Annotated in this window: 27 protein-coding genes, 2 tRNA genes and 1 other RNA gene; 24 read left to right on the top strand and 6 right to left on the bottom strand. The window is 35.4% G+C overall.

What is annotated here, in order from left to right:
• The first annotated feature begins 375 nt into the window (after positions 1–375).
• The 8 genes from BBF96_RS06985 to BBF96_RS06950 all read left to right on the top strand — a co-directional run bounded on the left by BBF96_RS06985 (position 376) and on the right by BBF96_RS06950 (position 7,095).
• Entirely contained in the window at positions 376–1,392 is a 1,017-nt protein-coding gene (locus tag BBF96_RS06985) for a deoxyguanosinetriphosphate triphosphohydrolase (RefSeq protein WP_127016473.1), read from the top strand.
• Positions 1,393–1,474: 82 nt separating this feature from the next.
• Entirely contained in the window at positions 1,475–1,933 is a 459-nt protein-coding gene (locus BBF96_RS06980) for a YaiI/YqxD family protein (RefSeq protein ID WP_127016472.1), read from the top strand.
• Positions 1,934–1,975: 42 nt separating this feature from the next.
• Positions 1,976–3,796, top strand: a complete 1,821-nt coding sequence (gene dnaG / locus BBF96_RS06975; RefSeq protein WP_164730942.1) for a DNA primase — start codon at positions 1,976–1,978, stop codon at positions 3,794–3,796.
• The gene (gene rpoD / locus BBF96_RS06970) at positions 3,789–4,922 is read left to right on the top strand and encodes an RNA polymerase sigma factor RpoD (RefSeq protein WP_127016470.1); all 1,134 of its coding nucleotides are present in this window, start codon (positions 3,789–3,791) and stop codon (positions 4,920–4,922) included. Before dnaG ends, rpoD begins: the two co-directional genes overlap by 8 nt.
• Before the next feature lie 162 nt (positions 4,923–5,084).
• Positions 5,085–5,160 (top strand) — tRNA-Asn (locus BBF96_RS06965).
• Positions 5,161–5,169: 9 nt separating this feature from the next.
• Positions 5,170–5,246 (top strand) — tRNA-Ile (locus BBF96_RS06960).
• 175 nt (positions 5,247–5,421) lie between these two features.
• The gene (locus BBF96_RS06955) at positions 5,422–5,694 is read left to right on the top strand and encodes a metal-sensing transcriptional repressor (RefSeq protein WP_127016469.1); all 273 of its coding nucleotides are present in this window, start codon (positions 5,422–5,424) and stop codon (positions 5,692–5,694) included.
• Positions 5,695–5,709: 15 nt separating this feature from the next.
• Positions 5,710–7,095, top strand: coding sequence for an MATE family efflux transporter (locus BBF96_RS06950; RefSeq protein ID WP_127016468.1), 1,386 nt, complete (start codon positions 5,710–5,712; stop codon positions 7,093–7,095).
• A gap of 14 nt (positions 7,096–7,109) precedes the next feature.
• Here the strand turns inward: BBF96_RS06950 and BBF96_RS06945 are convergent, their stop codons facing one another.
• The gene (locus BBF96_RS06945; RefSeq protein ID WP_127016467.1) at positions 7,110–7,301 is read right to left on the bottom strand and encodes a capping complex subunit for YIEGIA; all 192 of its coding nucleotides are present in this window, start codon (positions 7,299–7,301) and stop codon (positions 7,110–7,112) included.
• Positions 7,302–7,306: 5 nt separating this feature from the next.
• Positions 7,307–8,191 (bottom strand): YIEGIA family protein, encoded by an 885-nt coding sequence (locus tag BBF96_RS06940; protein WP_127016466.1) that lies wholly within the window; start codon positions 8,189–8,191, stop codon positions 7,307–7,309.
• Between the two features lie 536 nt (positions 8,192–8,727).
• Here BBF96_RS06940 and BBF96_RS16390 point away from each other — a divergent pair.
• From BBF96_RS16390 to BBF96_RS06905, 8 genes are all read left to right on the top strand, one after another.
• Positions 8,728–8,877 carry a hypothetical protein gene (locus BBF96_RS16390; protein WP_164730941.1) on the top strand — a complete coding sequence of 50 codons (150 nt, stop codon included), beginning with the start codon at positions 8,728–8,730 and terminating at the stop codon, positions 8,875–8,877.
• Between the two features lie 567 nt (positions 8,878–9,444).
• The gene (locus tag BBF96_RS06935; RefSeq protein WP_127016465.1) at positions 9,445–10,161 is read left to right on the top strand and encodes a response regulator transcription factor; all 717 of its coding nucleotides are present in this window, start codon (positions 9,445–9,447) and stop codon (positions 10,159–10,161) included.
• Entirely contained in the window at positions 10,154–11,518 is a 1,365-nt protein-coding gene (locus BBF96_RS06930) for a sensor histidine kinase (RefSeq protein ID WP_164730940.1), read from the top strand. The genes BBF96_RS06935 and BBF96_RS06930 overlap by 8 nt, the downstream gene beginning before the upstream one ends.
• Positions 11,519–11,840: 322 nt before the next feature.
• Positions 11,841–12,218, top strand: coding sequence for a hypothetical protein (locus BBF96_RS06925; protein ID WP_127016463.1), 378 nt, complete (start codon positions 11,841–11,843; stop codon positions 12,216–12,218).
• A gap of 26 nt (positions 12,219–12,244) precedes the next feature.
• Positions 12,245–12,502, top strand: coding sequence for an SHOCT domain-containing protein (locus BBF96_RS06920; RefSeq protein WP_127016462.1), 258 nt, complete (start codon positions 12,245–12,247; stop codon positions 12,500–12,502).
• A 260-nt stretch (positions 12,503–12,762) separates the two neighbouring features.
• Positions 12,763–13,407: a class I SAM-dependent methyltransferase gene (locus BBF96_RS06915; RefSeq protein WP_127016461.1), complete on the top strand. Its 645-nt coding sequence runs from the start codon at positions 12,763–12,765 to the stop codon at positions 13,405–13,407.
• Positions 13,408–13,451: 44 nt separating this feature from the next.
• Positions 13,452–13,631, top strand: coding sequence for an SHOCT domain-containing protein (locus BBF96_RS06910; RefSeq protein ID WP_205665734.1), 180 nt, complete (start codon positions 13,452–13,454; stop codon positions 13,629–13,631).
• An 18-nt stretch (positions 13,632–13,649) separates the two neighbouring features.
• Complete coding sequence (locus BBF96_RS06905) at positions 13,650–14,246, top strand: zinc dependent phospholipase C family protein (RefSeq protein WP_127016459.1); 597 nt, start codon at positions 13,650–13,652, stop codon at positions 14,244–14,246.
• A 122-nt stretch (positions 14,247–14,368) separates the two neighbouring features.
• Here BBF96_RS06905 and BBF96_RS06900 read toward each other — a convergent pair whose 3' ends face one another.
• Together BBF96_RS06900 and BBF96_RS06895 are read right to left on the bottom strand one after the other, a co-directional pair.
• Positions 14,369–15,283 carry a pseudouridine-5'-phosphate glycosidase gene (locus BBF96_RS06900; RefSeq protein WP_127016458.1) on the bottom strand — a complete coding sequence of 305 codons (915 nt, stop codon included), beginning with the start codon at positions 15,281–15,283 and terminating at the stop codon, positions 14,369–14,371.
• A complete protein-coding gene (locus BBF96_RS06895) occupies positions 15,284–16,222 on the bottom strand; it encodes a carbohydrate kinase family protein (RefSeq protein ID WP_164730939.1) in 939 nt (312 codons plus the stop codon).
• Positions 16,223–16,709: 487 nt separating this feature from the next.
• Between BBF96_RS06895 and BBF96_RS06890 the strand changes: the two genes are divergently transcribed.
• The 5 genes from BBF96_RS06890 (at position 16,710) to BBF96_RS06870 (ending at position 20,241) form a co-directional block, all read left to right on the top strand.
• Complete coding sequence (locus tag BBF96_RS06890; RefSeq protein WP_127016456.1) at positions 16,710–17,414, top strand: tRNA (adenine(22)-N(1))-methyltransferase; 705 nt, start codon at positions 16,710–16,712, stop codon at positions 17,412–17,414.
• Entirely contained in the window at positions 17,390–18,511 is a 1,122-nt protein-coding gene (locus BBF96_RS06885) for a Nif3-like dinuclear metal center hexameric protein (protein ID WP_127016455.1), read from the top strand. Before BBF96_RS06890 ends, BBF96_RS06885 begins: the two co-directional genes overlap by 25 nt.
• A 57-nt stretch (positions 18,512–18,568) precedes the next feature.
• A complete protein-coding gene (locus tag BBF96_RS06880) occupies positions 18,569–18,760 on the top strand; it encodes a TraR/DksA C4-type zinc finger protein (protein ID WP_127016454.1) in 192 nt (63 codons plus the stop codon).
• Positions 18,761–18,850: 90 nt separating this feature from the next.
• Positions 18,851–19,216, top strand: an RNA gene (gene rnpB, locus BBF96_RS06875) — RNase P RNA component class A.
• Between the two features lie 224 nt (positions 19,217–19,440).
• Positions 19,441–20,241: an alpha/beta fold hydrolase gene (locus BBF96_RS06870; RefSeq protein ID WP_127016453.1), complete on the top strand. Its 801-nt coding sequence runs from the start codon at positions 19,441–19,443 to the stop codon at positions 20,239–20,241.
• Between the two features lie 182 nt (positions 20,242–20,423).
• Here BBF96_RS06870 and BBF96_RS06865 read toward each other — a convergent pair whose 3' ends face one another.
• Entirely contained in the window at positions 20,424–20,783 is a 360-nt protein-coding gene (locus BBF96_RS06865) for a hypothetical protein (RefSeq protein ID WP_127016452.1), read from the bottom strand.
• A gap of 360 nt (positions 20,784–21,143) precedes the next feature.
• Between BBF96_RS06865 and BBF96_RS06860 the strand changes: the two genes are divergently transcribed.
• The 3 genes from BBF96_RS06860 to BBF96_RS06850 all read left to right on the top strand — a co-directional run bounded on the left by BBF96_RS06860 (position 21,144) and on the right by BBF96_RS06850 (position 22,250).
• A complete protein-coding gene (locus tag BBF96_RS06860) occupies positions 21,144–21,437 on the top strand; it encodes a TIGR03905 family TSCPD domain-containing protein (protein WP_472762449.1) in 294 nt (97 codons plus the stop codon).
• A gap of 368 nt (positions 21,438–21,805) precedes the next feature.
• A complete protein-coding gene (locus tag BBF96_RS06855) occupies positions 21,806–22,039 on the top strand; it encodes a hypothetical protein (protein WP_127016450.1) in 234 nt (77 codons plus the stop codon).
• On the top strand, positions 22,032–22,250 hold the full coding sequence (locus BBF96_RS06850; RefSeq protein WP_127016449.1) for a hypothetical protein: 219 nt from the start codon (positions 22,032–22,034) through the stop codon (positions 22,248–22,250). The genes BBF96_RS06855 and BBF96_RS06850 overlap by 8 nt, the downstream gene beginning before the upstream one ends.
• A gap of 58 nt (positions 22,251–22,308) precedes the next feature.
• On the opposite strand, the gene BBF96_RS06845 is transcribed toward BBF96_RS06850, so the two are convergent.
• Positions 22,309–23,016 carry a DUF3794 domain-containing protein gene (locus BBF96_RS06845; protein ID WP_127016448.1) on the bottom strand — a complete coding sequence of 236 codons (708 nt, stop codon included), beginning with the start codon at positions 23,014–23,016 and terminating at the stop codon, positions 22,309–22,311.
• Between the last annotated feature and the right edge of the window lie 236 nt (positions 23,017–23,252).

The following is a 23,252-nucleotide window of genomic DNA, read 5'->3' as shown; positions in this document are numbered from 1 at the left end:
CTTTTATAAGTTGTATATAACATTTGATATAGATAATTTATGATTATACTGCAAAAAGCTAATTTTAAGAGACATAGAAATTTTTCGCTAAACTATCTTAGCTCGATTTCCGACGAAATAAGGCCTCATCACAGGAGGTGATGAGCTAGTTCTAAGGGCCAGGAGGGCCCTTTGATTAGAAAGCCTTATTTCGATGGAAATCGAGCTTTAGTATGGTTCGAAAAATTTCTCAAGGAGCGAAAAATTAGCTTTTTGCAGTGAAATCAAGATTTTAATTGTTAATACTATTGACAATGCAGGATTTTTCTTGCTAACGGTGTATATAGTACTATGAAAAAGATTTTGAGAATCAAACTCAAATTTTGGAGTGATTCAATGATAAGTAGAAAGGATTATGAAATCCGGGAAAGAAAATTTTTATCTCCATATGCAACTTTAAGTGCGGAGAGTAAAGGCAGGAAATATCCTGAAAAACCATGTGATATCCGAACTGTATTTCAACAGGACCGGGACAGGATTATTCATTCAAAGGCTTTTCGTCGTTTAAAGCATAAGACACAGGTTTTCATTTCTCCTGAAGGTGATCATTATCGAACCAGGTTGACTCATACTCTGGAAGTGGCGGGTATTGCACGAACCATCGCCAGGGGGTTGGCTCTTAATGAAGATTTGACGGAAGCCATTGCTCTGGGGCATGATTTAGGTCATACTCCATTTGGTCATGCAGGAGAGGAGGCCTTAAACCAGGTTTATCCACCCGGATTTCGACATAATGAGCAGAGTCTAAGAGTAGTTGATTTTCTAGAAGTGCGTTCAGAAAAGAATATACGCGGATTGAATCTGACAGATGAAGTAAGAGATGGAATTTTAAACCATACAGGTCCCCAGATTCCCTATACTCTTGAGGGACAGATAGTCCGGATTGCTGACCGGATTGCTTATATTAATCACGATATAGATGATGCCATTCGCGGAGGTGTAATTAAATATGAAGATTTACCGTCAGCCCCGTTGAAAGTCCTGGGCAGAACACACTCGGAACGTATTGATTTGATGGTTAAGGATATTATAAAAAGTAGTTGGAATCAACCTGTGGTCAGGCAAAGTCCTGAAGTTGAGGAAGCGACCAACGAGCTTAGATACTGGTTATTTGTTCATGTTTATCAATCGACCTCAAAAGCTAAAACTGAAGAGGGTAAAGCAAAGTGGTTACTTCAGGAGATTTATGCATATTATCTAAACCATCCTGAACAGCTACCTAAGGAATATCAGATTTTACAGAGTGAGGTTGAGATAGAACGAATTGTGGTTGACTATATAGCAGGAATGACAGATCGCTATGCTTTAGCCAAAGCAAACCAGATTTTTTTTCCAAAACCGTGGTTAGGGTAATAATAAAAAGACTATTTAAAAAATTTATTTTAAAGGAGGATTTATGCCTTTAATCTTGAATAAGGAATAAAGGCTTTTATCTATGAGATTAATTATCGATGGTGATGGATGTCCTGCTAAAAAAGAAGTTATAAATCTGGCTAAAAAGTATCAGGTTGAAGTTATTCTGATTACCAGTTTATCTCATTACAGTGATTACAGTGATTGCACTTATATTGTTGTTGACAATCTCCCACAGGCAGTTGATATGGCAGTAATAAATCGGGTACAAAAAGATGATCTGGTTATTACAGGAGATTATGGTCTTGCTGCAATAGTTTTACGAAAAGGTGCTCATGTTGTCTCGCCGCGGGGTAAAATTTATCTTGAAAAAAAAATGGATGAACTTTTATTACGGCGTCATCTGGCTCAAAAAGAACGCCGTAGCGGCGGCCGTTTTAAAGGCCCTTCTAAATATACCGTGTCTGATAAAGAGCGGTTATTGAGTGTATTAGAAAGATTTTTTAGGAGGAAAAAAGAGATTTTTGCCGAAAATAATTAGAGAACTTTTAATTTAGGGTATTAAAAGATAGGGTGAATTAGCTTGACCTTTAATGATTTTATAGAAGAGATCCGGCAAAGAGCAGATATTGTGGATCTTGTTTCTGATTATGTTAAGTTAGAGTTAAAAGGTAAAAATTATGTTGGATTATGTCCATTCCATAACGAAAAAACCCCATCTTTTACGGTAAGTCGTGATAAAAAGCTTTATTACTGTTTTGGTTGTGGTGCTGGTGGAGATATTTTTAATTTTTTAATGGAAATTGAAAATTTACCATTTTTTGAAGCGGCTAAAGTTTTAGCTGAACGTTATGGGGTACCTATTCCTCAAAAAAAGCCAAATAGGACTAGACGAAAGTCTGATGAGATACGTGATCAACTTTTTGAAATACATGAATGGGCAGCAAAATTTTATCAATATTTACTTTTAGAACATAAACTAGGCAAAAATGCCTTAAAGTATTTTGAAAAGCGAGGATTTACTAGAGCAACCATTGAGAAATTCCGTTTAGGATATGCTCCTCGAGCTTGGACTGCTCTTTTTCATTTTTTGAAGAAAAAAGGTTATCCAGATTATTTGTTGGAAAAATCGGGGCTGGTTTTACCAGGGAAGCAAAAAAATGGCTATTATGATCGGTTTAGAGATCGGGCTATTTTTACAATATTCAACCTCAGGGGACAACCTATTGGATTTGGCGGTCGGGTTATGGAGCCTGACCAGAACCCCAAGTATCTTAATTCTCCAGAGACCCCGATTTTTTTAAAGAATCAGAATCTGTATGGTTTTAATTTTGCTATGGATCAGATTAGAAAGACTGGGCAGGCAATTATTGTTGAAGGATATACAGATGTAATTACTGCCCATCAATATGGGATTGAAAATGTTGTTGCATCTTTGGGTACCTCTTTGACGGAGAATCAGGCGCGCCTACTGGCCCGGTATGCTGAAGAAGTTTATATAGCCTATGATGCAGATACTGCAGGCCAGAAAGCTACCTTACGTGGATTGGATATTTTAAAAAATACTGGTCTAATAGTCAAAGTTATTGAACTGCCCGATGAATTAGACCCAGATGAATTAATTCGTAAAAATGGTGCAGAGGCGTTTAAAAGTTTGCTTGAAGATGCTATTTCATTTATAGATTTTAAATTAAATAAAATTTTAAAACAATATGATTTAGATAGTCCTGATGGGAAAGTACAGGCGGTTCAGGAATTATTACCAATGTTTTTGAATATAGATAATGCAATTGAGAAAGACTACCTGATTAAACAGATTGTTAAGCGAGTAGAGATTTCTGAACAGGCATTAAAAGAAGAGTTAGAACATTTTATTAAAGAAAAAAGTAAAATTAAGGATAGAAACGATAAAAATTGGCATACTAGTAAAGAGACGAGAAAGGTTATATCTGATGACTTTGAAGCTAAATTTATTAATGCCATCTTAAGAATTCCTCAGATGATTGGGAAAATATTTGAGGAGATTACACCCGATTTCTTTCAAAATTCGGACTACCGTTTAATAATGCAGCAAATTTATTTATGTTACCAGCAGGTTAGAGAATCGGGGGATTTTTCATTATTGACTACCAATAATTTGGTTGAAAATTTTAGTGATAATGATTTGAAAAAAAAGGTACTTGAGTTATTATTTTACTATCAAGATTATGAAGTTACGGAGAAATTTATAGTGGAAGGATTAACAAAATTAAAGGAGTATCAAATGACAATGGAGATGGAGACAATATTAAAAAAGCTCAAACAAATCAAGAATCATGGCAATCTGGTTGATTTAAATCAAATACTTATTCGATATCATCGTTTGCTTCATTATGGAATGGAAAGGGGGGGTATTAATGGCTAAAAAGAAGGCCAAGGAAAAAAATAAAGAAAAGAAAATAGAATTACAGCGTGATGTCTTAGATGCTGTAAATTCTTTGATAGAGCGTGGTGAACAGAAGGGTGTCCTGACATATGATGAGATTATGGATGCCCTGGAAGATAAAGAACTGGAGCCTGATGTGATTGATCGTATTTATGAATTAATTGCCGAAAAGAATATAGATGTTGTAGATAATATTTCTGAAAAAAATGATGATAAAGATGACCAAAAAGATGAAGATAACTCCCCTGACCTGGATTTAAGTATTCCTGACGGAGTTGGTATAGATGACCCGGTACGGATGTATTTAAAAGAAATTGGGAAAGTACCACTTCTTACTGCTGAAGAAGAAGTGGAATTGGCTAAGCGAATGGAACAAGGAGATGAAGAAGCCAAGCGAAGGCTGGCAGAAGCTAATTTGCGTCTTGTTGTAAGTATTGCTAAAAAATATGTTGGCCGGGGAATGTTATTCCTTGACTTAATTCAGGAAGGTAATCTTGGCCTGATTAAAGCTGTTGAGAAGTTTGATTATCGGAAAGGTTATAAGTTCAGTACCTATGCTACATGGTGGATTCGTCAAGCTATAACCCGGTCTATTGCTGATCAGGCCAGAACAATTCGTATTCCAGTTCATATGGTAGAAACCATAAACAAATTAATCCGGGTTTCCCGCCAACTCTTACAGGAATTAGGTCGTGAGCCTACTCCTGAAGAGATTGCAAAGGAGATGGACTTGACGCCAGAAAAGGTCAGGGAGATTATGAAAATTGCTCAAGAACCTGTTTCTTTAGAGACGCCTATTGGGGAAGAAGAAGATAGTCATCTGGGAGACTTTATCGAAGATGAAGATGCTCCAGCTCCTGCAGCAGCAGCTTCTTATAAGTTATTAAAAGAACAGTTAGGTGATGTATTGGATACTCTCAGTGAGCGTGAGAAACGTGTTTTAGAGCTTCGTTTTGGAATTGAGGATGGACGGCCTAGAACACTAGAGGAAGTTGGAAAAGAATTTGGCGTAACCCGGGAACGGATTCGTCAAATTGAGGCCAAAGCATTAAGAAAGTTACGTCATCCTAGCAGGAGTAAGAAGCTAAAAGATTATTTAGATTAATTAGAAAAACGAAGATATAACGAGAAAATAACAAAAGAATCAATAGTTTTGCTTATTAATCAAGATATTTACGTAAATTTGATCTCCTTTACTATTGACATTCTGATAAATATAGCGTATAATTACACTTGTGTTGAGGGTGATTATCACACAAACAGATGATCCCCGATAGCTCAGTCGGTAGAGCAACTGGCTGTTAACCAGTGGGTCGCAGGTTCGAGTCCTGCTCGGGGAGCCATTTTATTGTGGGCCTATAGCTCAGTTGGTTAGAGCCCTCGGCTCATAACCGAGTTGTCCCAGGTTCGAGTCCTGGTGGGCCCACCAAAATTTAAGATAATTAAGAGCAATATTGTTATAGATATTGCTCTTTTTTGTTATACAGAACATCCCTATTGGGATGTTCTTTTTTATGTAAAATTTACTTGATATTTTACTGGAGATAAGATACAATAATAATATCCCCCTCAGGGGGATATTATTATAAAAAGGAGGTATAGATTTGGGTAAAGTGGTTCATCCAAATACCAAGAGAGTAATATATCGTCTAGCGAGAATTGCGGGCCATACTAATGCGATAAAAAAAATGGTCGAGGAGGGAAGAGACTGTAGTGAAATCTTGATTCAGATCGCCGCTGTTAAATCTGCACTTAACAATGTCGGAAAACTGATCTTAAAAGACCATATCAATCATTGTGTTGTTAAGGCCATTGAAGAAAATAATACGGAGATTCTTGAAGATTTACAAGATGCCATTGACAAATTTGTTAAATAGGTGGCGAAAAAATCTATGGATCCGATTATTTTAGCTGTTATAAAAAAGAAATTTAAATTTAAGGATATTAAAGAAGTTTTACAACTGGCCTTTCCGGCTATGATTGAAAATATTTTACAGGTGCTTCTTGGAATTGTGGATACTTTTTTTATTTCTAAACTTGGTACAGAGGCTATAGTTGGGGTTGGAGCGACTAATATATTAATGAATCTTTACATAGCCTTTTTTACTGCTGTAGGAGTAGGTACAACAGCTGTAGTAGCCCGCAATATTGGCACAAAAAATATAAAAAAGGCAAGCCATGCAACTCAGCAGTCGATTTTGATGGCTGTAGGTATTGGTTTTTTAACAGGATTTATTACCCTAGTCTTTGCTAGACAGATCCTCGAAATATTGGGGCTTGAAGAAAGGGTTATTGAATATACATTACCGTATTTTCTGGTAGTTGCGGTTCCTTCTGCATTTCTTGCTTTGATGTTGGTATTATCCAGTGCCTTGCGGGGAGCAGGTGATACCAGGACACCAATGAAAGTTACACTGATAGTCAATGTAATAAATGTTATTCTTGATTATGTTTTAATCTTTGGTATTGTTGATTTTGAAGGTTTAGGTATCCTCGGTGCAGGAATAGCAACAACAGCTTCCAGGCTGATTGGAGTATTACTAATTCTGATTTTCTTAAATCGAAAAAGTTCACTTTTAAATATTTCAATTAAATTTCCATGGACTTTTGATAAAATTCTGATAAAAAAGATCAGTTTAATTGGATATCCCGCTGCCTTAGAACGGTTAGTGATGCGGGTGGGCCAGCTGGTCTATTCAGCGATGATTATAAAAATTGGGACAGATGCATATGCAGCTCATAATATCGCAGGGAGTATTGAGAGTTTATCTTATATGCCGGGCTACGGCTTTGCAATAGCAGCATCGACCCTGGTTGGACAAAATCTTGGTGCAAAAAGACCTGATCGATCAGAATATTTGGGATTATTGAGTAACTGGCTTGGAACAATTTTTATGGTCTGTGTGGGGATAATTTTTTTTATTTTTGCCAGACCTTTAGGTCTTCTTTTTACCCGGGATGAAGTGGTTCTTAAGCAGGTTATATTGGTTCTCAGGATTATCGCTCTAGTGCAGCCATTTCTTTGTATTACCCTGGTTATTACTGCGGCACTTCAGGGAGCAGGGGACACCAGGTTTCCCATGTATAGTACATTTATAGGAATCTGGGGAATACGGGTAATTGGTGTGTATATTTTAGGTTTTGTTTTTAATATGGGACTGGTAGGTGTATGGATTGCTGTTGCATCTGATTTGATTTTGCGTGGAGTATTTTTAATGTTTCGCTATAAACGCGGTAAGTGGAAGGAGATAGATATTGATATAAACGCGAAAAATTAATTATTTTCGGCATATTATGCTTCGGTGATAACCACAAGGCCGTTTGTCAGCCGATATACATTTCCAGCCAATATTCTTCCTAATTCAGAAGAAATTTTTTGCAACTCTTCTTCTGTTTTAGCGTATAAAACTGGTTTTCCGCTGAACTGAACCAGTTCTTTATCGGTGGTTATAAAAGCAAGGATATGACGTGTTTTGGAAGACATTTTTTTCACGCTCCTTCATTTTTTTTGTTCGTTTCGAGGATGGGAACCTGTTCAATAATCTGAACCATAGATTTAAAATCTTTACGCATTGGTACAATAACAATCGCTAGGCGGTCGGTCTCAAGATCTCTTCGAGCGGCTATATAGCGCTCAAGACCTAAAAGGCGGCCACATTCATGTAAAATAGCCTGCTTTTGACCTTCATGATTGAGGATTATAGCCTCATTTTCACCTTTTGGTGTCAGAATAACTCCAAGACCTCTTTTTAATATGCGTTCCTGGGTAGCTTTTAACCCTACATTCATAACAAAAATGTCGTCAACATACAGGTTATTATCTTTAAAAGATAGTTCAGCTTCTTTGATAGATTTAAGAATATCTTTTATTTGACCACCTTTGGTAAACCTTTTTAAAAAGAGAAAGACTATAAAACCGGTAGCAAGCCCTGCTAATATATTTAATACAAGTTTACCAAAAAGGTCTAGAAGAGTGATAAATGTTGTAGTAAGGGAAACGATCATTGTCACATAATTTCGAGCTTCAAAAGTTTTTGCAATACCATCGATGTAGGCATGCCCCCGTGGTACATATTCATTTTTATCAAGAGAAAATAAAGTTTCCCGTTCCATCTTTCGAATGTCACGAAATTGTTGAATGGCCAGTGCTAGAAAGGTAATAGCGACAAAATTTTTAGCCAGTAAAGCCGGTAAAGCTACTGCACCTATTCCTGCTGCAATAAATCCGGTAGTTAAGTGGATTAAATAACCATTAGGAAAAGTAGGATACTGACGATAATCTTTTCTTAATAAAACCCATCTGGCCAGAAATCCAGTAAAGGTTCCAATAAGTATGAAGAAAATTTCCTTACTATTAAGTAATTCATGTTTCATATGGCTTATCCTCCGGATTATGTTTTAATTTTAGTATATCTAAAAAGGTTATAATTTATTTTTAAAGTTGAAGAGAAATACTTTCGTAATTTTACTATAGATGGTTAAACTGCAAAAAGCTAATTTTTCGCTCTTTGAGAAATTTTTCGAACCATCTAAAGCTCGATTTCCGTCGAAATAAGGCTTCCTAATCAAAGGGCCCTCCTGGTCCTTGATTAGATTATCATCTCCTGTGATGAGGCCTTATTTCGTCGGAAATCTTACTAAGATGGTTTTAGCAAAAATTTCTATGTCGCTCAAAATTAGCTTTTTGCAGTATAAGCATAGATAAATTAGCGAATATTAAGTAGGTTATTGTGATTTATACTAAGGTGTACAAATAATTTTTAGTAAATGTAAATATTATGATTTTGCTACAAAAAATAAGTTTTTTTACAGTTTAATCATGGTATTTTTATTTATTTCGATATTTTTCATAGTTTGTTCATATTTTTATGGTATGATCGAAATATAGTCATAAGGGGGAGTGAGATTTCATGGGAAGTTTATTGTTTTTTTTAATATTTATAGGTAGTATGTATTTTATACATCGAGGTGGTGGGTGTTGTGGTGGACATAGTGGGCATAATCATCAGAAAAAATCAGAGCATAGATATGGAGGTAACTCTGGTGAAAATGTTAAATAAGGAAATTTGATTGAATTTAACAATGATCAGATTCAGGTTTAAATAATATTATAATTAAACTGCAAAAAAATTAATTTTGAACATTGTTGAAATTTTTTGTTAAATCATTTCAGTAACATTTGAAGAATAACAGGATGTGATGAGCTAGTTCTAAGGACCAGAAGGATCCATTTTGATGGTTAAAAAAATTTCTTTTGAAGTAAGAAATTAGCTTTTCGCAATAGGTTTATTTAAGAGTGGATTAGGTCCACGGAAATTGTTGATAAATCCTTCTTTTTTAGAAATCAGAAAAACTAAATATAATTTCTGAAGCGTATAAGTCAAGGCTTAAAGCCAAAAGGGTGAAAGCTTTGACTTTTAAGGACGTGCAGCCAGGACGACGGAGTGTCCGGTAGCGGAAGAAATTATATTTAGTTTTTCTGGTTCTACTATGGGAGCAAGTTGCGTGCACCTCCCCTTTTTCAACAGCCTGGGTGGATTAAGTCCACTCTTTATTTTTAAGTTCAGATAAATAATTATTGTTCTTTTAAGACAAACACGTTATTATAAAAAAAGGGGGGGAATATGATGAAAGAACGAATAATTCTAATTGAAGATGAAGATAAGATAGGCAAAATCACCTGTGCTTATTTAGAAAAGGAAGGATATCAGGTTGACTGGTATCAAGATGGATTGACCGGATGGGAAGCTTTAAATAAAAAAGAGCCTGATCTGGTAATTCTTGATTTGATGCTTCCCGGCCTTTCAGGTGTAGAAATTTGCCGTCGTTTACGTAGTAAGGGTTCTCAGGTACCTATTATGATGTTAACTGCTCGCGGAGAGGAAAAGGAACGGATTGCAGGTTTGGAGATGGGAGCTGATGACTATCTGGTTAAGCCATTTAGTTTACGGGAATTAGTGGCGAGAATTCATGCAGTTTTGAGAAGATATAATCTCAATCAGGAAGGGGTAACTCTGGCTCAGAAGTTAATCTATAAATCGGGTGATAAAACTCTAGAGTTGGATTTAACCCACCAACAGGTGAAAATTAATGGCGTAGAGAAGGAACTAACTGCTACCGAGTTTAAACTTCTTGCCATCCTGGCACAAAATCCGAATCGACCATTTACCAGAGAAGAGCTGATTGTGAAATTACAGGGCTATGATTACGAAGGATATGATCGGACAGTTGATGCTCATATTAAAAATATTCGCCGTAAACTTGATTTAGTGCCAAATCAATTTATTATTACTATCTACCGGGTAGGTTATAAGTTTGCTGGAGGCGAAGATGATAATGTGTAAATTAAGGTATAAACTTTTTGTTAGTTTTATTCTAATTACTCTTGTAACGGTAATAGCAGTAGGATTATTGCTTAACTTTTCTTTTCACAGTAAATTTTCTGAGTATATAAAATCTAAATTAAATGAAAAACATCAAAACGTTATTCGTTATATTCAAAGATCTCTGGAAAACCGAATCTCTCCCCATATTTTTTTTATGAATCTGACTCATTTTAGCATGATGGAAAATGTCAGGGTGCAAATTTTTAATTCATCTGGAGAAATGATTTTTGATAGTATCCATTCAGGGAATATGATGATGGCTCCCTATCGGGGCGAAAAAGAGATTTCTCCTGACGCTTATCAGACTGAAGAATGGATTCGTACAAATGATTTTGTAATTCAGGTTCGAGTAATATCAGAGTTAAGTGACGGTTTCAGGTCACCTAATGATATTGCTTTCCGGGAAGCAATAAACTATTCTTTGTTGGGATCAGTAGGTATAGGGCTTTTACTTGCTATTGTTTTTAGTTTTTTTACTTCTTCTATGATTACCCGTCCGGTAACTACTCTTAAGAATGCTGCAATGTTAATAAGTCGTGGCGATTGGAAAACACGGGTTAAGATCCGTACCAAAGATGAACTGGAGGAGCTGGGGGAGAGTTTCAATAAAATGGCCCGGGATCTTGAACATCTGGAGAATTTGCGTCGCAAAATGACATCTGACCTGGCCCATGAATTAAGAAATCCGTTGATGTCTATCCAGAGTTATATTGAAGGGATGCTGGATAAGGTGATTGAAGCCGATGAAGCCCATCTTACTGATCTCCATGAAGAAGTTCAACGTTTGACCAGATTAATTGATAACTTACAAAAATTGGCTCATTTAGAGGCAAAACGTCAGGTTTACCCAACATTGGTTCGATTAGTCACGGAGTTTGAACCATATTTTAAAAGGATTAAACTAGAATATGATAAAAAAGGTGTGGAATTAAATTGGACTGTAGAAAATCTGGAAGGTAATCTGGACAAGTTCATAGTCAAAGAGATTTTACAGAATCTCCTGGATAATGCCCTTAAGTACACCCCAGAAGGCGGACAGGTGAGCTGTTCAATGAAGAAAGTTGAAAAGAATGGAATAATTGGACTTCAGATTACGGTGAAAGATACAGGCATTGGTATAGATGAAAAGGATTTACCTTATATTTTTGAACGATTTTATCGAGCTGATCCTTCTAGAGCCCGTCAAACAGGTGGTACAGGTATTGGATTGGCAATTATAAAAGAATTGGTGGAATTAGTTGCTGGTAGTATTGATGTAAAAAGTAAATTGGGGGAGGGCACAGTTTTTACAGTTTTTATTCCTTTTGCAGAGTAAAAATCTGATTTTATGATTAAACTGCAAAAAGTTAATTTTGAGCGATATAGAAATTTTTCGTTAAACCATCTTAGTGAGATTTCAGTCGGAATAAGGCCTCATCACAGGATGTGATGAGCTAATCAAGGGCCTGGATGGCCCATTGATTAGTGTGCCTTATTTCGATTGAAATCGAACTTTAGATGGTTCGAAAAATTTCTTTTGAAGTGAAAAATTAGCTTTTTGCAGTAAAATTATTTTATTTTATTTTAAAATCTTCATATTCTCTTCAAAATTATTTGTTAATATAAAGATGAAATCGGATAAGGAGGTGAAAGGGAGGATGAAAAAAATAATAATTATTATAGGAGTAATTCTGACATTGGGGAGTATGGTAGTGCCGGTATTTGCTCATGAAATCAGAGCAGACTTAAATAAGGAAGACCAGAACTTTTTCCGTGATTATGCCAGGAAACAGATTGAGTTACAAAAAGAGTTCATCCAGGGTATGGTTGTGCGGAATCTTATCACTCCCAAACAGGCAGAATATATGTTGAATCAACTTGAAGTACACGAAAGTTATATCGAAAATGAGGACTTTGATATATTTTTTGAACATTGCGTTGGATTTGATATGGGATACGGTATGATGTATGGAAATGGTTTATTTAATGGAATGTGGCAAATGCATAATGTTATGCATGGATATGGATACTGGTAATTAAAAATTTGAAAGGAGTATTTAAAATGTGGTTTTGTCATGGTTTTGGTTACGGAGCAGGTTTATTTGGCTTCGGAGGTTGGGTTGGATGGCTTGCTATGTTTATACAGTGGGTTCTAATTATTGGTGGTATTTATCTATTAGTCCGTCTTATAAGTGGGTTATTTCTCCCTAAGGATAAAGGGGAGAGTAGAGCTATCTCAATCTTAAAGGAACAATTTGCCAGAGGTGAGATTACTCAGGAAGAATTTAATGAAAGAAAAAGGGTTTTAGAGAATAATTAAGGTTAAATCAGTTGAGTTTTTTATTGATTTTCAGGGATAAATTCAAAAAAATAATAACCATTCAGCAAAGAAGGCTGATATGGTTATTATTTTTTTGAATTTGTTCATAATTTTTTCATAAATTCTTGTTAAAATTAAAGTGAAAATTCTTTATTCCCAAAATAAATGCGGTGACTATTGTTGGAACAAGTTTATCTAAAATAAAAATTTTTTGAATGCGAATGATAATAGTGTAGATATTATTTTGGAGGGAGTATAAAATGCAAAGAGATTCATTAAAAATCAGTCGACGTTATGATCGCATTGCCCGGCTATATGATTGGTTAGAGAAGCCGATGGAAATGGGAAAATTTAAGCAATGGAGACAAGATATCTGGGCCAAGGTAGCCTCATATGCACCAGCTGGTGGAAGAGTTTTGGAAGTAGGTGTTGGTACTGGTAACAATATCGCTTATTATCCAGATCATGTCCAGATGTATGCTATTGATTTTAGTAAAAGGATGCTTGAGCGGGCTAAAGAAAAGAGTAAAAAATTGAATAAGGAAGTTAGATTTTCTTTAATGGATATTCAGGAATTAGAGTTTTCTAATAATTTTTTTGATGTTGTAGTGGCTACCTGTGTATTTTGTTCTGTTCCTGATCCGTTGCAAGGTTTTCGGGAATTACATAGGGTTTGTAAACCGGAAGGAAAAATATTTCTCCTGGAACATGTTAGATCTGAACAGCCAGTGATTGGAGCCATAATGGATTTTTTTAATCCACTAACGGTTCGTTTATGGGGAGCTAATATAAATCGTCGAACTCTCGAGACAATTGGAAAGATTGAATTTGCTGATGTTAAGGTTACAGATTTAGCTGGTGATATTGTAAAAGAGATTATTATTACTAATGGAAAGGGTGATTGAAAATGATGTGGTGGGGTATGGGACATGGCTTTGGAGGATTTTTTATGTTATTATTCTGGGGTGCAGTTATTTTTGGAATCTTTTATCTGATTCGAAGCAGCGATTCCTTATTCAAAAGAGATTCTGAAAAAAATAAACCGTTAGAGATACTTAAAGAACGGTATGCACGTGGAGAAATTGATAAGGAAACTTTTCTAAAGATGAAAGAAGATCTAAAAGAATAGTAAAAAAGGAGGGAAAAGATGAATACTTTTAGTCATGGGATCTGGGTATATTTTTTTGTACGTAGGAGAAGATTAGCAAAACCTGCTGTTTTGGGAGCAATTTTTCCAGATTTACTCTATTCTATTCCTCTTATTTTTTATACAGCAAAAACCCAGATCTGGAGAATAGATTTTCTTCGTAAATTTTTGCTAGTCCCATTCAAGGGATGGGATGGAGCTTTTTCAGAGATTGAAATAAAACAAATTCATAATACCTTAACCCGTCTCTTTGTTTTACCCCCGGTACATTATACTCGCCTTATAACTCATTCTTACATTATCTGGGGCATAGTAATGCTCTTTGCCTGGTATCTGGGTAAAAAATGGTTAATTGCTTTTAACTGGGGGTGGTTGACTCATATTTTTATTGATATGCTAACTCATGTAGATGATGCCATCCCATATTTTTATCCTGTTTGGAACCGGATTATTCGGGGAGTGGTTTCTTATTGGAACCCTGAGTACTATGGTACATATTTTGCAACAGCCAACTATCTGATAATAATGGTTATGATTTTAGTGATGATACGAGAATGGTGGGGGCGAAGAAAAAGAGGGATGGATATGAGAGATTGACTCTATTCATTTAGTTAACAATCGCTTATGATCTTTCTGGTAGGATGGGCTTAATTTTTAACTATGATTTAAAAAATTACCCCTCTGTAGATAACAAAAATACAGAGGGGATAGTTTTAACTTTAAGTTAACTTTGCATATTCTACAGCAATTTGTGCTGCTAATTTTGCATTGTTTTTGACCAGTTCTATATTGGCAGTTAAACTTCTACCATTGGTCAGCTCTTTAATCCGATTCAGTAAAAATGGAGTAATCTTTTTACCTTTAATTCCAAGTGTTTCTGCTTCTTTAAGGGCAGTTTCTATGGTATCATTAATTTCCTCGGCTGGAATCTCGGCTTCTTCTGGTATTGGATTGGTAATTAATACACCACCATTTAAGCCAAGATCCCACTTGGTTTTTAGAATTCTGGCCAATTGTTCTGGTGTATCAATCCGCTGATCTACTTTTAAGCCACTTTTCCGACTGTAAAAGGCAGGAAATTCATCAGTACCGTATCCTAAAACGGGAACACCCAGGGTTTCTAACCTTTCGAGGGTTAAAGGCAGATCCAGGATTGCTTTCGCTCCGGCACAGATTACGGCTACGTTAGTCATTCCCAACTCTGTTAAATCGGCAGATATGTCAAAACTGGTTTCAGCACCCCGGTGTACACCACCTATTCCACCGGTGGCAAAAATTCGAATTCCTGCAAGATTGGCTAAAAACATGGTAGCTGCTACAGTTGTAGCGCCGTGTTTTTTTTGGGCAATGACCACAGGCAAATCCCGTCTACTGACTTTTATTACCTCATTCTTAGTGCCTAAAATTTCCAGTTCTTCTTCATTCAATCCAATCTTTATTTTCCCATTCAGAATTCCAATAGTTGCAGGAACGGCCCCTTCTGATCTGACCAATTCTTCTAAAGTACGGGCTGTTTTCACATTTTCTGGATAAGGCATTCCGTGAGAGATGATGGTTGATTCCAGTGCAACCACAGCTTTTCCAGCATCTAAGGCTTTTTTAACTTCAGGATGAATGATCATATATTTTTCCATCTATCTATACACCTCCGAGAAAATTTGTTCTATAACATTTTTGTTTAATTGTGGAGAAACAGTTTTGTTCGTTTCAATAGTCATTTTGGCAGTTATTAGACCATAGGGTACCGCTTTTTCTAATGGTAAACCTTTAAGGAGTCCGTAGATTACCCCTGCCACAAAAGCATCTCCTGCACCTGTCACATCCACAACACGAGTTGGTAAAGCTGGAAAGGGGATAAATTTTTTAGAATTGGCAAGGATAACACCGCGTTTACCCATTGTTACTAATATATGTTGAATACCTTTATCAAGAAGAATTTTTATAGCTTTTTTAATGTCTCTTTCAGTTTGGATAGAAATTTCAGCTAATGAAGCCAATTCATCAAGGTTAGGAGAGATATAAGTAATATTTTTAAAAAGTCCCTTTAATTTTCGACTCTTCTCAACTGAAACAGGTTCAATCCAAAGGGGAATATTTTTTTCATTACAAAGTTCAGAGACGGCTGCCAGGGTATTTTTAGGTAAATTGGTATCCATGATTATCATTGGAGATTTTAAAATTTTTTCAGTATGGGTTAATACTAATCTCGGTGACAATTCATCAAAGATTTTCATATCAGCAATAGCAGTATGTAGTTCACCAGTTTCATTTAAAATAGCCAGATAAATTGCTGTCCTTTGATCAGTTAATTGAATAATTCCTTCTGTGGACAGTCCGATTTTTTTCGAGTGTTGCAATAATGAATTTCCAATTGGGTCATCACCCACAATTGTAATCAGAAGTGGCTTTAAACCCAATCGTAATAAATTTTCGCAAATATTACGTCCTACACCACCAGGAGTTTGCTGTAAGAATCCTGGATTTGAGGTATAAAGCTGCAAGTTATTGGCTGGTTGGCCCCTCAAATCCATCACTGTTCCTCCAATAATTACTGGTTGGCTACTTATTTGCATATTTTTCATCTCCATTATCTGATGTCCTTTTTTAATATAAGATGATTAAACTACAAAAAGCGAATTATAAGAAAGACCCATTGATTAGTGTGCCTTATTTCGAGATGGTTCGAAAAATTAAAAATGATTATACTGCAAAAAGCTAATTTTGAGCGACATAGAAATTTTTCGCCAAATCATCTTAGCGAAATTTCCGACGAAATAAGGCCTCATCACAGGATGTGATGAACTAATCAAGGGCCAGGATGGTCCTTTGATTAGGAAGCCTTATTTCGGCGGAAATCGAGCTTTAGATGATTCGAAAAATTTCTCAAGAAGTGAAAAATTAGCTTTTTGCAGTTTAACCAAAAATTAATTTTTTATAATAAAATCATATAAATATTTTATCATTTTTTAATAAAAAAAACAATGAGCATTCGGGCATGATATATTGCAGGAACCTGCTTTGACTTATTGAATATAATAGTTAGGGAAAAGGAGGTAGACAATGCTTTCTAAGCGTTTAAGACAGATTATAGAATTGATTCCTGATGGAGTGGGAGTAGCGGATATCGGTACAGATCATGCTCAAATTCCTATTTATCTTGCTCGACACACCAGGTGCTATCCCATCATAGCTGGAGAGAAGAATTCAGGTCCATTTCAGACAGCACTACAGCGGATTAGGGAATCTGGAATGGAGAAATTGATTGATCTACGTCAGGGTTCTGGATTAACCATTCTTAGGCCTGGTGAGGTGGACTGGGCAGTGATTGCGGGAATGGGTTTTAAGACCATTATTGAAATTATAGAGGAAGCAGAGGGGGTGGCCCGATCTCTTAAAGGTCTAATTTTGCAACCTATGCAGAAGCCAGAAGAATTAAGACGTTGGCTTGTAGAAAACAAATTTCAAATTACTGATGAAATGTTGGTTAAGGAGGATGGTAAACTTTTTCAAATTATTTTAGTTCAATCGGGCCAATCCGAAAAAATGGATGAAATTTTTTATGAAATAGGGCCAGTTCTTTTTAAAAAAGGAACCCCATACTTGACAGAACATATTGAAGCACTAATTTCTTATCATCAAGAAGTTTTAGGAAAAATAAAATTGGGGCAAGGTAAACGAGCACAAACCAGGATAGACGAACTTAAAACCAAGATTAGAAAATTTAAGGAGGTATTGAACCAATGGCAGAGAAGGTACAGCGAATAGTTGATATTATCAATCGAATTGCTCCTCCACATCTTGCTGAAAGCTGGGATAATGTAGGTCTTTTAGTAGGGGATTATTCTGCTGAAGTTGATAAAGTAATGGTTACATTAGATGTTACAGAAGAAGTTTTAGATAATGCTATTGAGCAAGATGTAAAACTTATTATTGCTCACCATCCGATGATCTTTTCTGAGATTAAATCTATTCGAGCCGACCAGCCCATTGGCCGGCTGATTATAAAGGCTATTCAGAATGGAGTCAACATTTTTGCTGCTCATACAAATCTGGATATTGCCAGTGGTGGAATCAATGATCTTTTAGCAGAAAAATTAGAATTAGTTGAGGTTAAACCTTTATCTGTTTCTTCGACTGATAATTTATATAAAATTGTTGTATATATACCTGCTGGTCATGAAGAAGAAATTAGAAATGCTTTATGTGAAGCGGGAGCAGGATGGATTGGTAAATACAGTCATTGTACGTTCCAGGCTTCAGGTACAGGTACTTTTAAACCTCTGGAGGGAACAAACCCTTTCATTGGTCGTAAGGGAGAATTAGAAAAGGTAAAAGAAGTACGTCTGGAAACCATAGTACCTGAGTCACGTTTAAATCGAGCTATAAAGGCTATGCTCAAATGCCATCCTTATGAAGAAGTAGCCTATGATATTTATCCCCTAAAAAATAAGGGTGAAAAATTTGGACCTGGCCGTATCGGTTATTTACCAGAACCAATTCCTTATCGGGAGATCATTGAAAAAATAAAACAAAATCTTAATCTTCCCTATCTCCGCTACCTGGGAGATCTAGATCGTATAATCCATAAAGTTGCACTCTGCGGCGGAAGTGGAGCAAGTTTGATTCATAAGGCTGCATTTCAAGGAGCAGATCTGTATCTAACAGGAGATATAAAACATCATGATGCCCGATTAGCAGAAAGTTTGGGTCTGGCTTTAATAGATGCAGGTCATTATTGGACAGAAGTAGTTTGTGTAGCATATTTATATAATGTTTTAAAAGAAGAAATAGATAAAGAATCTCTCTCTATAGAGCTGGTTCAATTTACTGATCAGACTGATCCATTTGTTTTATATAAGTAGGTCTATTTACAGACCTGCTTTTTCTGTATTTGGATTGTTAAAAGGAGGGTGAAAATAATGGTTTTTGTTTTTCGAACCTGCATACATTGTGGAAGAGCAATCAATTGGGAAAGATTAGAGGTTTTACCCGAGACACATTGTTGTGTTCATTGTGCAGAAGAATACGGTACTGATATTAATATCAGTCCGACTAAAATCGGTATGGATCTAGACACCTATAAAGACTTATTAGGTGCAGTGCGTAGCTAAAAAAAAACAGAAAATAGTTTGTTGACAGGGAGTTGTAAACATGTTATACTATGTCTTGTCCTGAAGAACATGATTTTAAAATTAAATAGGTAAGTAGGCCGGATGATCGCGAATAGCAATGCCGAAAGGTGCTATTCGAGGAAAGTCCGGGCTCCATAGGGCAGGGTGCTGGGTAACGCCCAGTGGAGGTGACTCCAAGGAAAGTGCCACAGAAATATACCGCCTTATAGAGACTGAGTTCTTTATAAGGTAAGGGTGAAAAGGTGCGGTAAGAGCGCACCAGCATTCAGGCGACTGAATGGCTAGGTAAACCCCACCTGGAGCAAGACCAAATAGGGAGACGTTAAGGGTGGCCCGCCCGTGTCTCCGGGTATGGTCGCTAGAGGTGTCTGGTAACAGGCATCCTAGATAGATGATCATCCAAGACAGAACCCGGCTTATAGGCCTACTTACCTTTTTAAAATTAACTCACAAAAAATTGTGAGTTTTATTTTTTTGTGATATTTTTGTGATAAATTTATATTATGCTATCTATAGAAATATGGTTTAAAAGCACCCCAATACACCCCCTCATATTCCCCGACTTAGCCTCTCAGTCGGGGTTTTTTAATGTAACTGATTTGTAATTAAAAAGTGATATAATAAAATAAATCCAAATTCAAGATTTGGGGGAAGAAAGAATGCCAAAAGTTGATGTTAATGGAGTGGAGTTATTTTATGAGTTGAAAGGTAGTGGAGGTGAAGTTATAGCCTTTTTAAATGGGGTAGCTATGTCAACTGACCATTGGAATTTACAAACCCCTGTATTTGTTAAAAAGTATCAGGTATTATTACATGATTTTCGTGGTCAGGGTAAATCTACTTTGAAACCAGAGAATTTTACCTTTGAACAGCATGCCAGTGATTTAAAAGAACTACTTGACCAACTAGAAATTGAAAGAGTCCATCTTGTAGGTGTCTCTTATGGTGCAGAAGTGGGGATGCATTTTGCTATTATGTATCCCGAACGGGTTAAATCATTGATATTGGGTACTGCGGTCAGTGAAAGTCAACCTCTCTTAAAGGCAATGGTAGAATCATGGATTGCTGCAGCCAGAACTTATCAGGGGGAGTTGCTCTTTAAAGTTATGGCACCTTTGATTTATTCCAATGCTTTTTATACCGTCAAAAAAGATTGGCTTGATAGACGGGGAGAAATTTTTGGCAGGATAGTAACAAAGGAATGGATCGATGCATTTACGGCACTTTGTAAGAACTTTTTAACTTTGAACATAACTGACCGATTAAAAGAAATTCAATCCCCCACTTTAATTATAGCTGGAGCCAATGATCTATTAAAACCTGTATGCTACAGTAAAATCATTCATGATCAGATTTCAGGTTCCCAATTGGTAGTAATAGAGGAAGCGGGGCATGCTCTTTTTTTGGAAAAAGCAAAAGAGTTCAACAGGGTAATTTTAGAATTTATTGAAAAAATTTAATGAGAAAGTTAAGGGTCTATATATAATTTTACTGCAAAAAGCTAATTTTTCGCTTCAAAAGAAATTTTTCTAACCATCTAAAGTTCGATTTCATTCGAAATATGGTTTAACGAAAAATTTCAATACTGCTCAAAATTAGCTTTTTGCAGTTTAATCATATAATATAGACCCTATTTTTTTGCTTATTCACACTCTTCACATTTTTCTATCCCCGACTCTTCATTATAATCATCTTCATAATCATCTTCCAGTTCAATCAGATAGCTCTCGCCTTTTCTAATTATATATACTTCAAAACTGGTATAATCCTGGCCGTAATCTATCGGGCAAAGATAATTTAAATAATGATAGATTATTTCATCAGCCAATTCGTCGGTTTTTTCTTCTGTTAGATCTTCTTCTATATTTAGATACAAATATCCGTCCAGGTAGAGATAATCATGACTGAAGAAGACAAATAAACGGCCAAAAATATTATCCTCATTACCTATCTCATATACCTCTGAACGCAAGTCTTGTTGTAATCTGGTTAAAGTAATCATACAATCCCTCCTGAATATTGTAGTGTCAATTTTTATTATCACCGTTTTTTTAAAAACTAATCTGTGATTTTACTGCAAAAAGCTAATTTTTCGCTTTATAAAGAAATTTTTCGAACCATATAGGTCATCCTGACCTTTTATTAGCTCATCTCATCCTCATATGAAACCTTATTTCGACTAAAATTTCACTAAGATGGTTAAATGAAAAATTTTTATATCGCTCAAAATTAGCTTTTTGTAGTTTTTTAATCAATGGTTATTTTTTATGAAAAATATTTGTATCTCAATATAATATGATAGATTTCGACAATAATCTGTGAGAAAAATTTAATTTAAATCTTGACATACTTTTTCTAAAACATGTACAATCAATATTGTAAACCTACAAGGAGGGAATATATGGTGGAAAGAATATCTTACGATACAAATGGTACCTGTGCACGTCACATTATAATTGAATTGGATGGAGATGTTGTTAGTAATGTTGAATTTGTTGGTGGATGTTTTGGAAATTTACTTGGTTTATCTCAATTAGTCAAAGGGCAAAAAATTGATGATCTTATCAAAAAATTAAAAGGAATTCAATGCCGTAATGGTACATCCTGTCCGGATCAATTTGCTCAAGCTCTGGAAACCGTAAAAATTAATAGGTGAATTTTTTAAGTTATAATAATCGACTTAATATTACAAAATTTGACTTAGAAAATGTAAACATATGCAATGCGAATGAATTAAGATCTAATCTTGATTTGAAAGGATTTATATAAAAATAGTGGCTGGATATTCAGTATTATTTTTCAATTTTTTAATAGAAATTTTTTTAAAAAACTTGACAAAATTTGTTGAATTTATTATAATTATAGACAAAACAAATAGGTAAATTTAGCAATAGAGGTAAAAAAGGGGGTGTATATTCGATTATACTGTAAGAATTAACCTTTCCCAAATTTATTATGACATGAATTTTTTTTGCGATTTTTTGTCATAATATTAATAAATCTAAAGAGTAAGGGGTTTTAGAAATGGCAGATAGAAATATTATGAACGCTGTTCAGAGGTTAAATTCCATAGTCAAAAGATTGGAAAAAGTGGATCTTAAGAATCTAGATTTAAGTCCACGGGTACTTGAGAATCGGATTTTAACTCTAGAAGGTTATTTAAGCTATTTAGATCAGGTTGGAATTCCAAAAATTCGGCAGTATCTTGAATTAGCAACGGAGAAATCTGAAGTAATGGTAGGTGGAGAAAATGACTGATCAGATCTATCATCAAGTTCAGTATCCAATGAAAAAAGCAATTTCTTTGTTGAAAAAAGTTGATCTTGAGGGGGAAGATATTCCAGTTGTTGATTTGACTGAAGAGGAAAAGGAAGAGCTTCGGAACTTTTTGAATAAGTGGGAAGAGGATCGTGCACGGATTGTTGATTTTGTGACCCAATTACGGCAAATTAGTAGAACTATAGTTTAATTGTACCAAAAATGCAAGAAACCCAGGTTTCTTGCATTTTTATTTTATCTAACTTTTATTATCCTTTAATTTTAAAACCTTTTCTCTGCTGCTGAATACTTTTCTTTAGGATGTTTTCATATTTTCTGGATAATTGAAGCTTTTTCTCAAGTTCGGTTTTGTGTTCTTCTGCCTTTAAACGAGCTATTTGGTCCTGTATTTTTTTTTCTAATTTAATTTCAAATTCCTTTGCTAAGGATTCTTCGATTTCTTCCAAAAATTTTTGCACTTTTTCTTCAATCAATAATTCTAAATTAGGAATTGGGATAATTTCTGGCTTATTATTCTCTTCTTTTTGTTCAGTATCTTCGTTAATAAGAGTTTTAAACTCTGGTTTTTGTTCAGGTTCTTCAGGATCGTTCAGTGTTTCTTCATGGCGGATTAGAAAATGTTTTGTTATTTGAATATCTCTTAATTCTGGTACTACCGTTATCGAAATGATAATTTGATGTTCAACCTGACTTCCATTATTAATCAAGCGGTGACTGATATGTTTAATATTTCCATTAACTTTTAGATTCATCTCAGGAGTAAGGCCGGGAATCTCTAAGGTGACTGTAAATGGAGCTATATCATTTTGTTGTCGGACAAGACCTGTGTTGGTTACGTAAGAAGTGTGTGTAACTATATCTCCTTTAACTATAATTTGGTTGGGGTCGGCTTTGGGAATAAATTCAAAGTCAAGGTTTGCAATTTCTGCGGTGACCTTGCGGACTAAAATTGCCATCTGACTCCCTCCTTTAACCTTAATTAATTAATTACTGGTTATACTGCAAAAAGTTAATTTTTCGCTTAAGGAGAAATTTTTCGAACCATTTAAAGCTCGATTTCAGTCGAAATAAGGTTCCCTAATCAAAGGGCCCTCCCGGCCTTTGATTAGCTCATCATCTCCTGTGATGGAGCCTTATTTCGACTTCAATCTCGCTAAAATGGTTTAGCGAAAAATTTCAATAGCATTCAAAA

Source organism: Anoxybacter fermentans, from assembly GCF_003991135.1.
Lineage (GTDB): Bacteria > Bacillota > Halanaerobiia > DY22613 > DY22613 > Anoxybacter > Anoxybacter fermentans.
Note: the sequence above shows the minus strand (reverse complement) of the source record. Positions and strands in the feature narration are given on the sequence as shown.

Coding starts and splice junctions, on each gene's coding strand:
- BBF96_RS06985 (WP_127016473.1), top strand. CDS start 376: ATGATAAGTAGAAAGGATTATGAAATCCGGGAAAGAAAATTTTTATCT.
- BBF96_RS06980 (WP_127016472.1), top strand. CDS start 1,475: ATGAGATTAATTATCGATGGTGATGGATGTCCTGCTAAAAAAGAAGTT.
- rpoD (WP_127016470.1), top strand. CDS start 3,789: ATGGCTAAAAAGAAGGCCAAGGAAAAAAATAAAGAAAAGAAAATAGAA.
- BBF96_RS06950 (WP_127016468.1), top strand. CDS start 5,710: ATGGATCCGATTATTTTAGCTGTTATAAAAAAGAAATTTAAATTTAAG.
- BBF96_RS06945 (WP_127016467.1), bottom strand. CDS start 7,301: ATGTCTTCCAAAACACGTCATATCCTTGCTTTTATAACCACCGATAAA.
- BBF96_RS06940 (WP_127016466.1), bottom strand. CDS start 8,191: ATGAAACATGAATTACTTAATAGTAAGGAAATTTTCTTCATACTTATT.
- BBF96_RS16390 (WP_164730941.1), top strand. CDS start 8,728: ATGGGAAGTTTATTGTTTTTTTTAATATTTATAGGTAGTATGTATTTT.
- BBF96_RS06935 (WP_127016465.1), top strand. CDS start 9,445: ATGAAAGAACGAATAATTCTAATTGAAGATGAAGATAAGATAGGCAAA.
- BBF96_RS06930 (WP_164730940.1), top strand. CDS start 10,154: ATGTGTAAATTAAGGTATAAACTTTTTGTTAGTTTTATTCTAATTACT.
- BBF96_RS06925 (WP_127016463.1), top strand. CDS start 11,841: ATGAAAAAAATAATAATTATTATAGGAGTAATTCTGACATTGGGGAGT.
- BBF96_RS06920 (WP_127016462.1), top strand. CDS start 12,245: ATGTGGTTTTGTCATGGTTTTGGTTACGGAGCAGGTTTATTTGGCTTC.
- BBF96_RS06915 (WP_127016461.1), top strand. CDS start 12,763: ATGCAAAGAGATTCATTAAAAATCAGTCGACGTTATGATCGCATTGCC.
- BBF96_RS06910 (WP_205665734.1), top strand. CDS start 13,452: ATGTTATTATTCTGGGGTGCAGTTATTTTTGGAATCTTTTATCTGATT.
- BBF96_RS06905 (WP_127016459.1), top strand. CDS start 13,650: ATGAATACTTTTAGTCATGGGATCTGGGTATATTTTTTTGTACGTAGG.
- BBF96_RS06900 (WP_127016458.1), bottom strand. CDS start 15,283: ATGGAAAAATATATGATCATTCATCCTGAAGTTAAAAAAGCCTTAGAT.
- BBF96_RS06895 (WP_164730939.1), bottom strand. CDS start 16,222: ATGCAAATAAGTAGCCAACCAGTAATTATTGGAGGAACAGTGATGGAT.
- BBF96_RS06890 (WP_127016456.1), top strand. CDS start 16,710: ATGCTTTCTAAGCGTTTAAGACAGATTATAGAATTGATTCCTGATGGA.
- BBF96_RS06885 (WP_127016455.1), top strand. CDS start 17,390: ATGGCAGAGAAGGTACAGCGAATAGTTGATATTATCAATCGAATTGCT.
- BBF96_RS06880 (WP_127016454.1), top strand. CDS start 18,569: ATGGTTTTTGTTTTTCGAACCTGCATACATTGTGGAAGAGCAATCAAT.
- BBF96_RS06870 (WP_127016453.1), top strand. CDS start 19,441: ATGCCAAAAGTTGATGTTAATGGAGTGGAGTTATTTTATGAGTTGAAA.
- BBF96_RS06865 (WP_127016452.1), bottom strand. CDS start 20,783: ATGATTACTTTAACCAGATTACAACAAGACTTGCGTTCAGAGGTATAT.
- BBF96_RS06860 (WP_472762449.1), top strand. CDS start 21,144: ATGTACAATCAATATTGTAAACCTACAAGGAGGGAATATATGGTGGAA.
- BBF96_RS06855 (WP_127016450.1), top strand. CDS start 21,806: ATGGCAGATAGAAATATTATGAACGCTGTTCAGAGGTTAAATTCCATA.
- BBF96_RS06850 (WP_127016449.1), top strand. CDS start 22,032: ATGACTGATCAGATCTATCATCAAGTTCAGTATCCAATGAAAAAAGCA.
- BBF96_RS06845 (WP_127016448.1), bottom strand. CDS start 23,016: ATGGCAATTTTAGTCCGCAAGGTCACCGCAGAAATTGCAAACCTTGAC.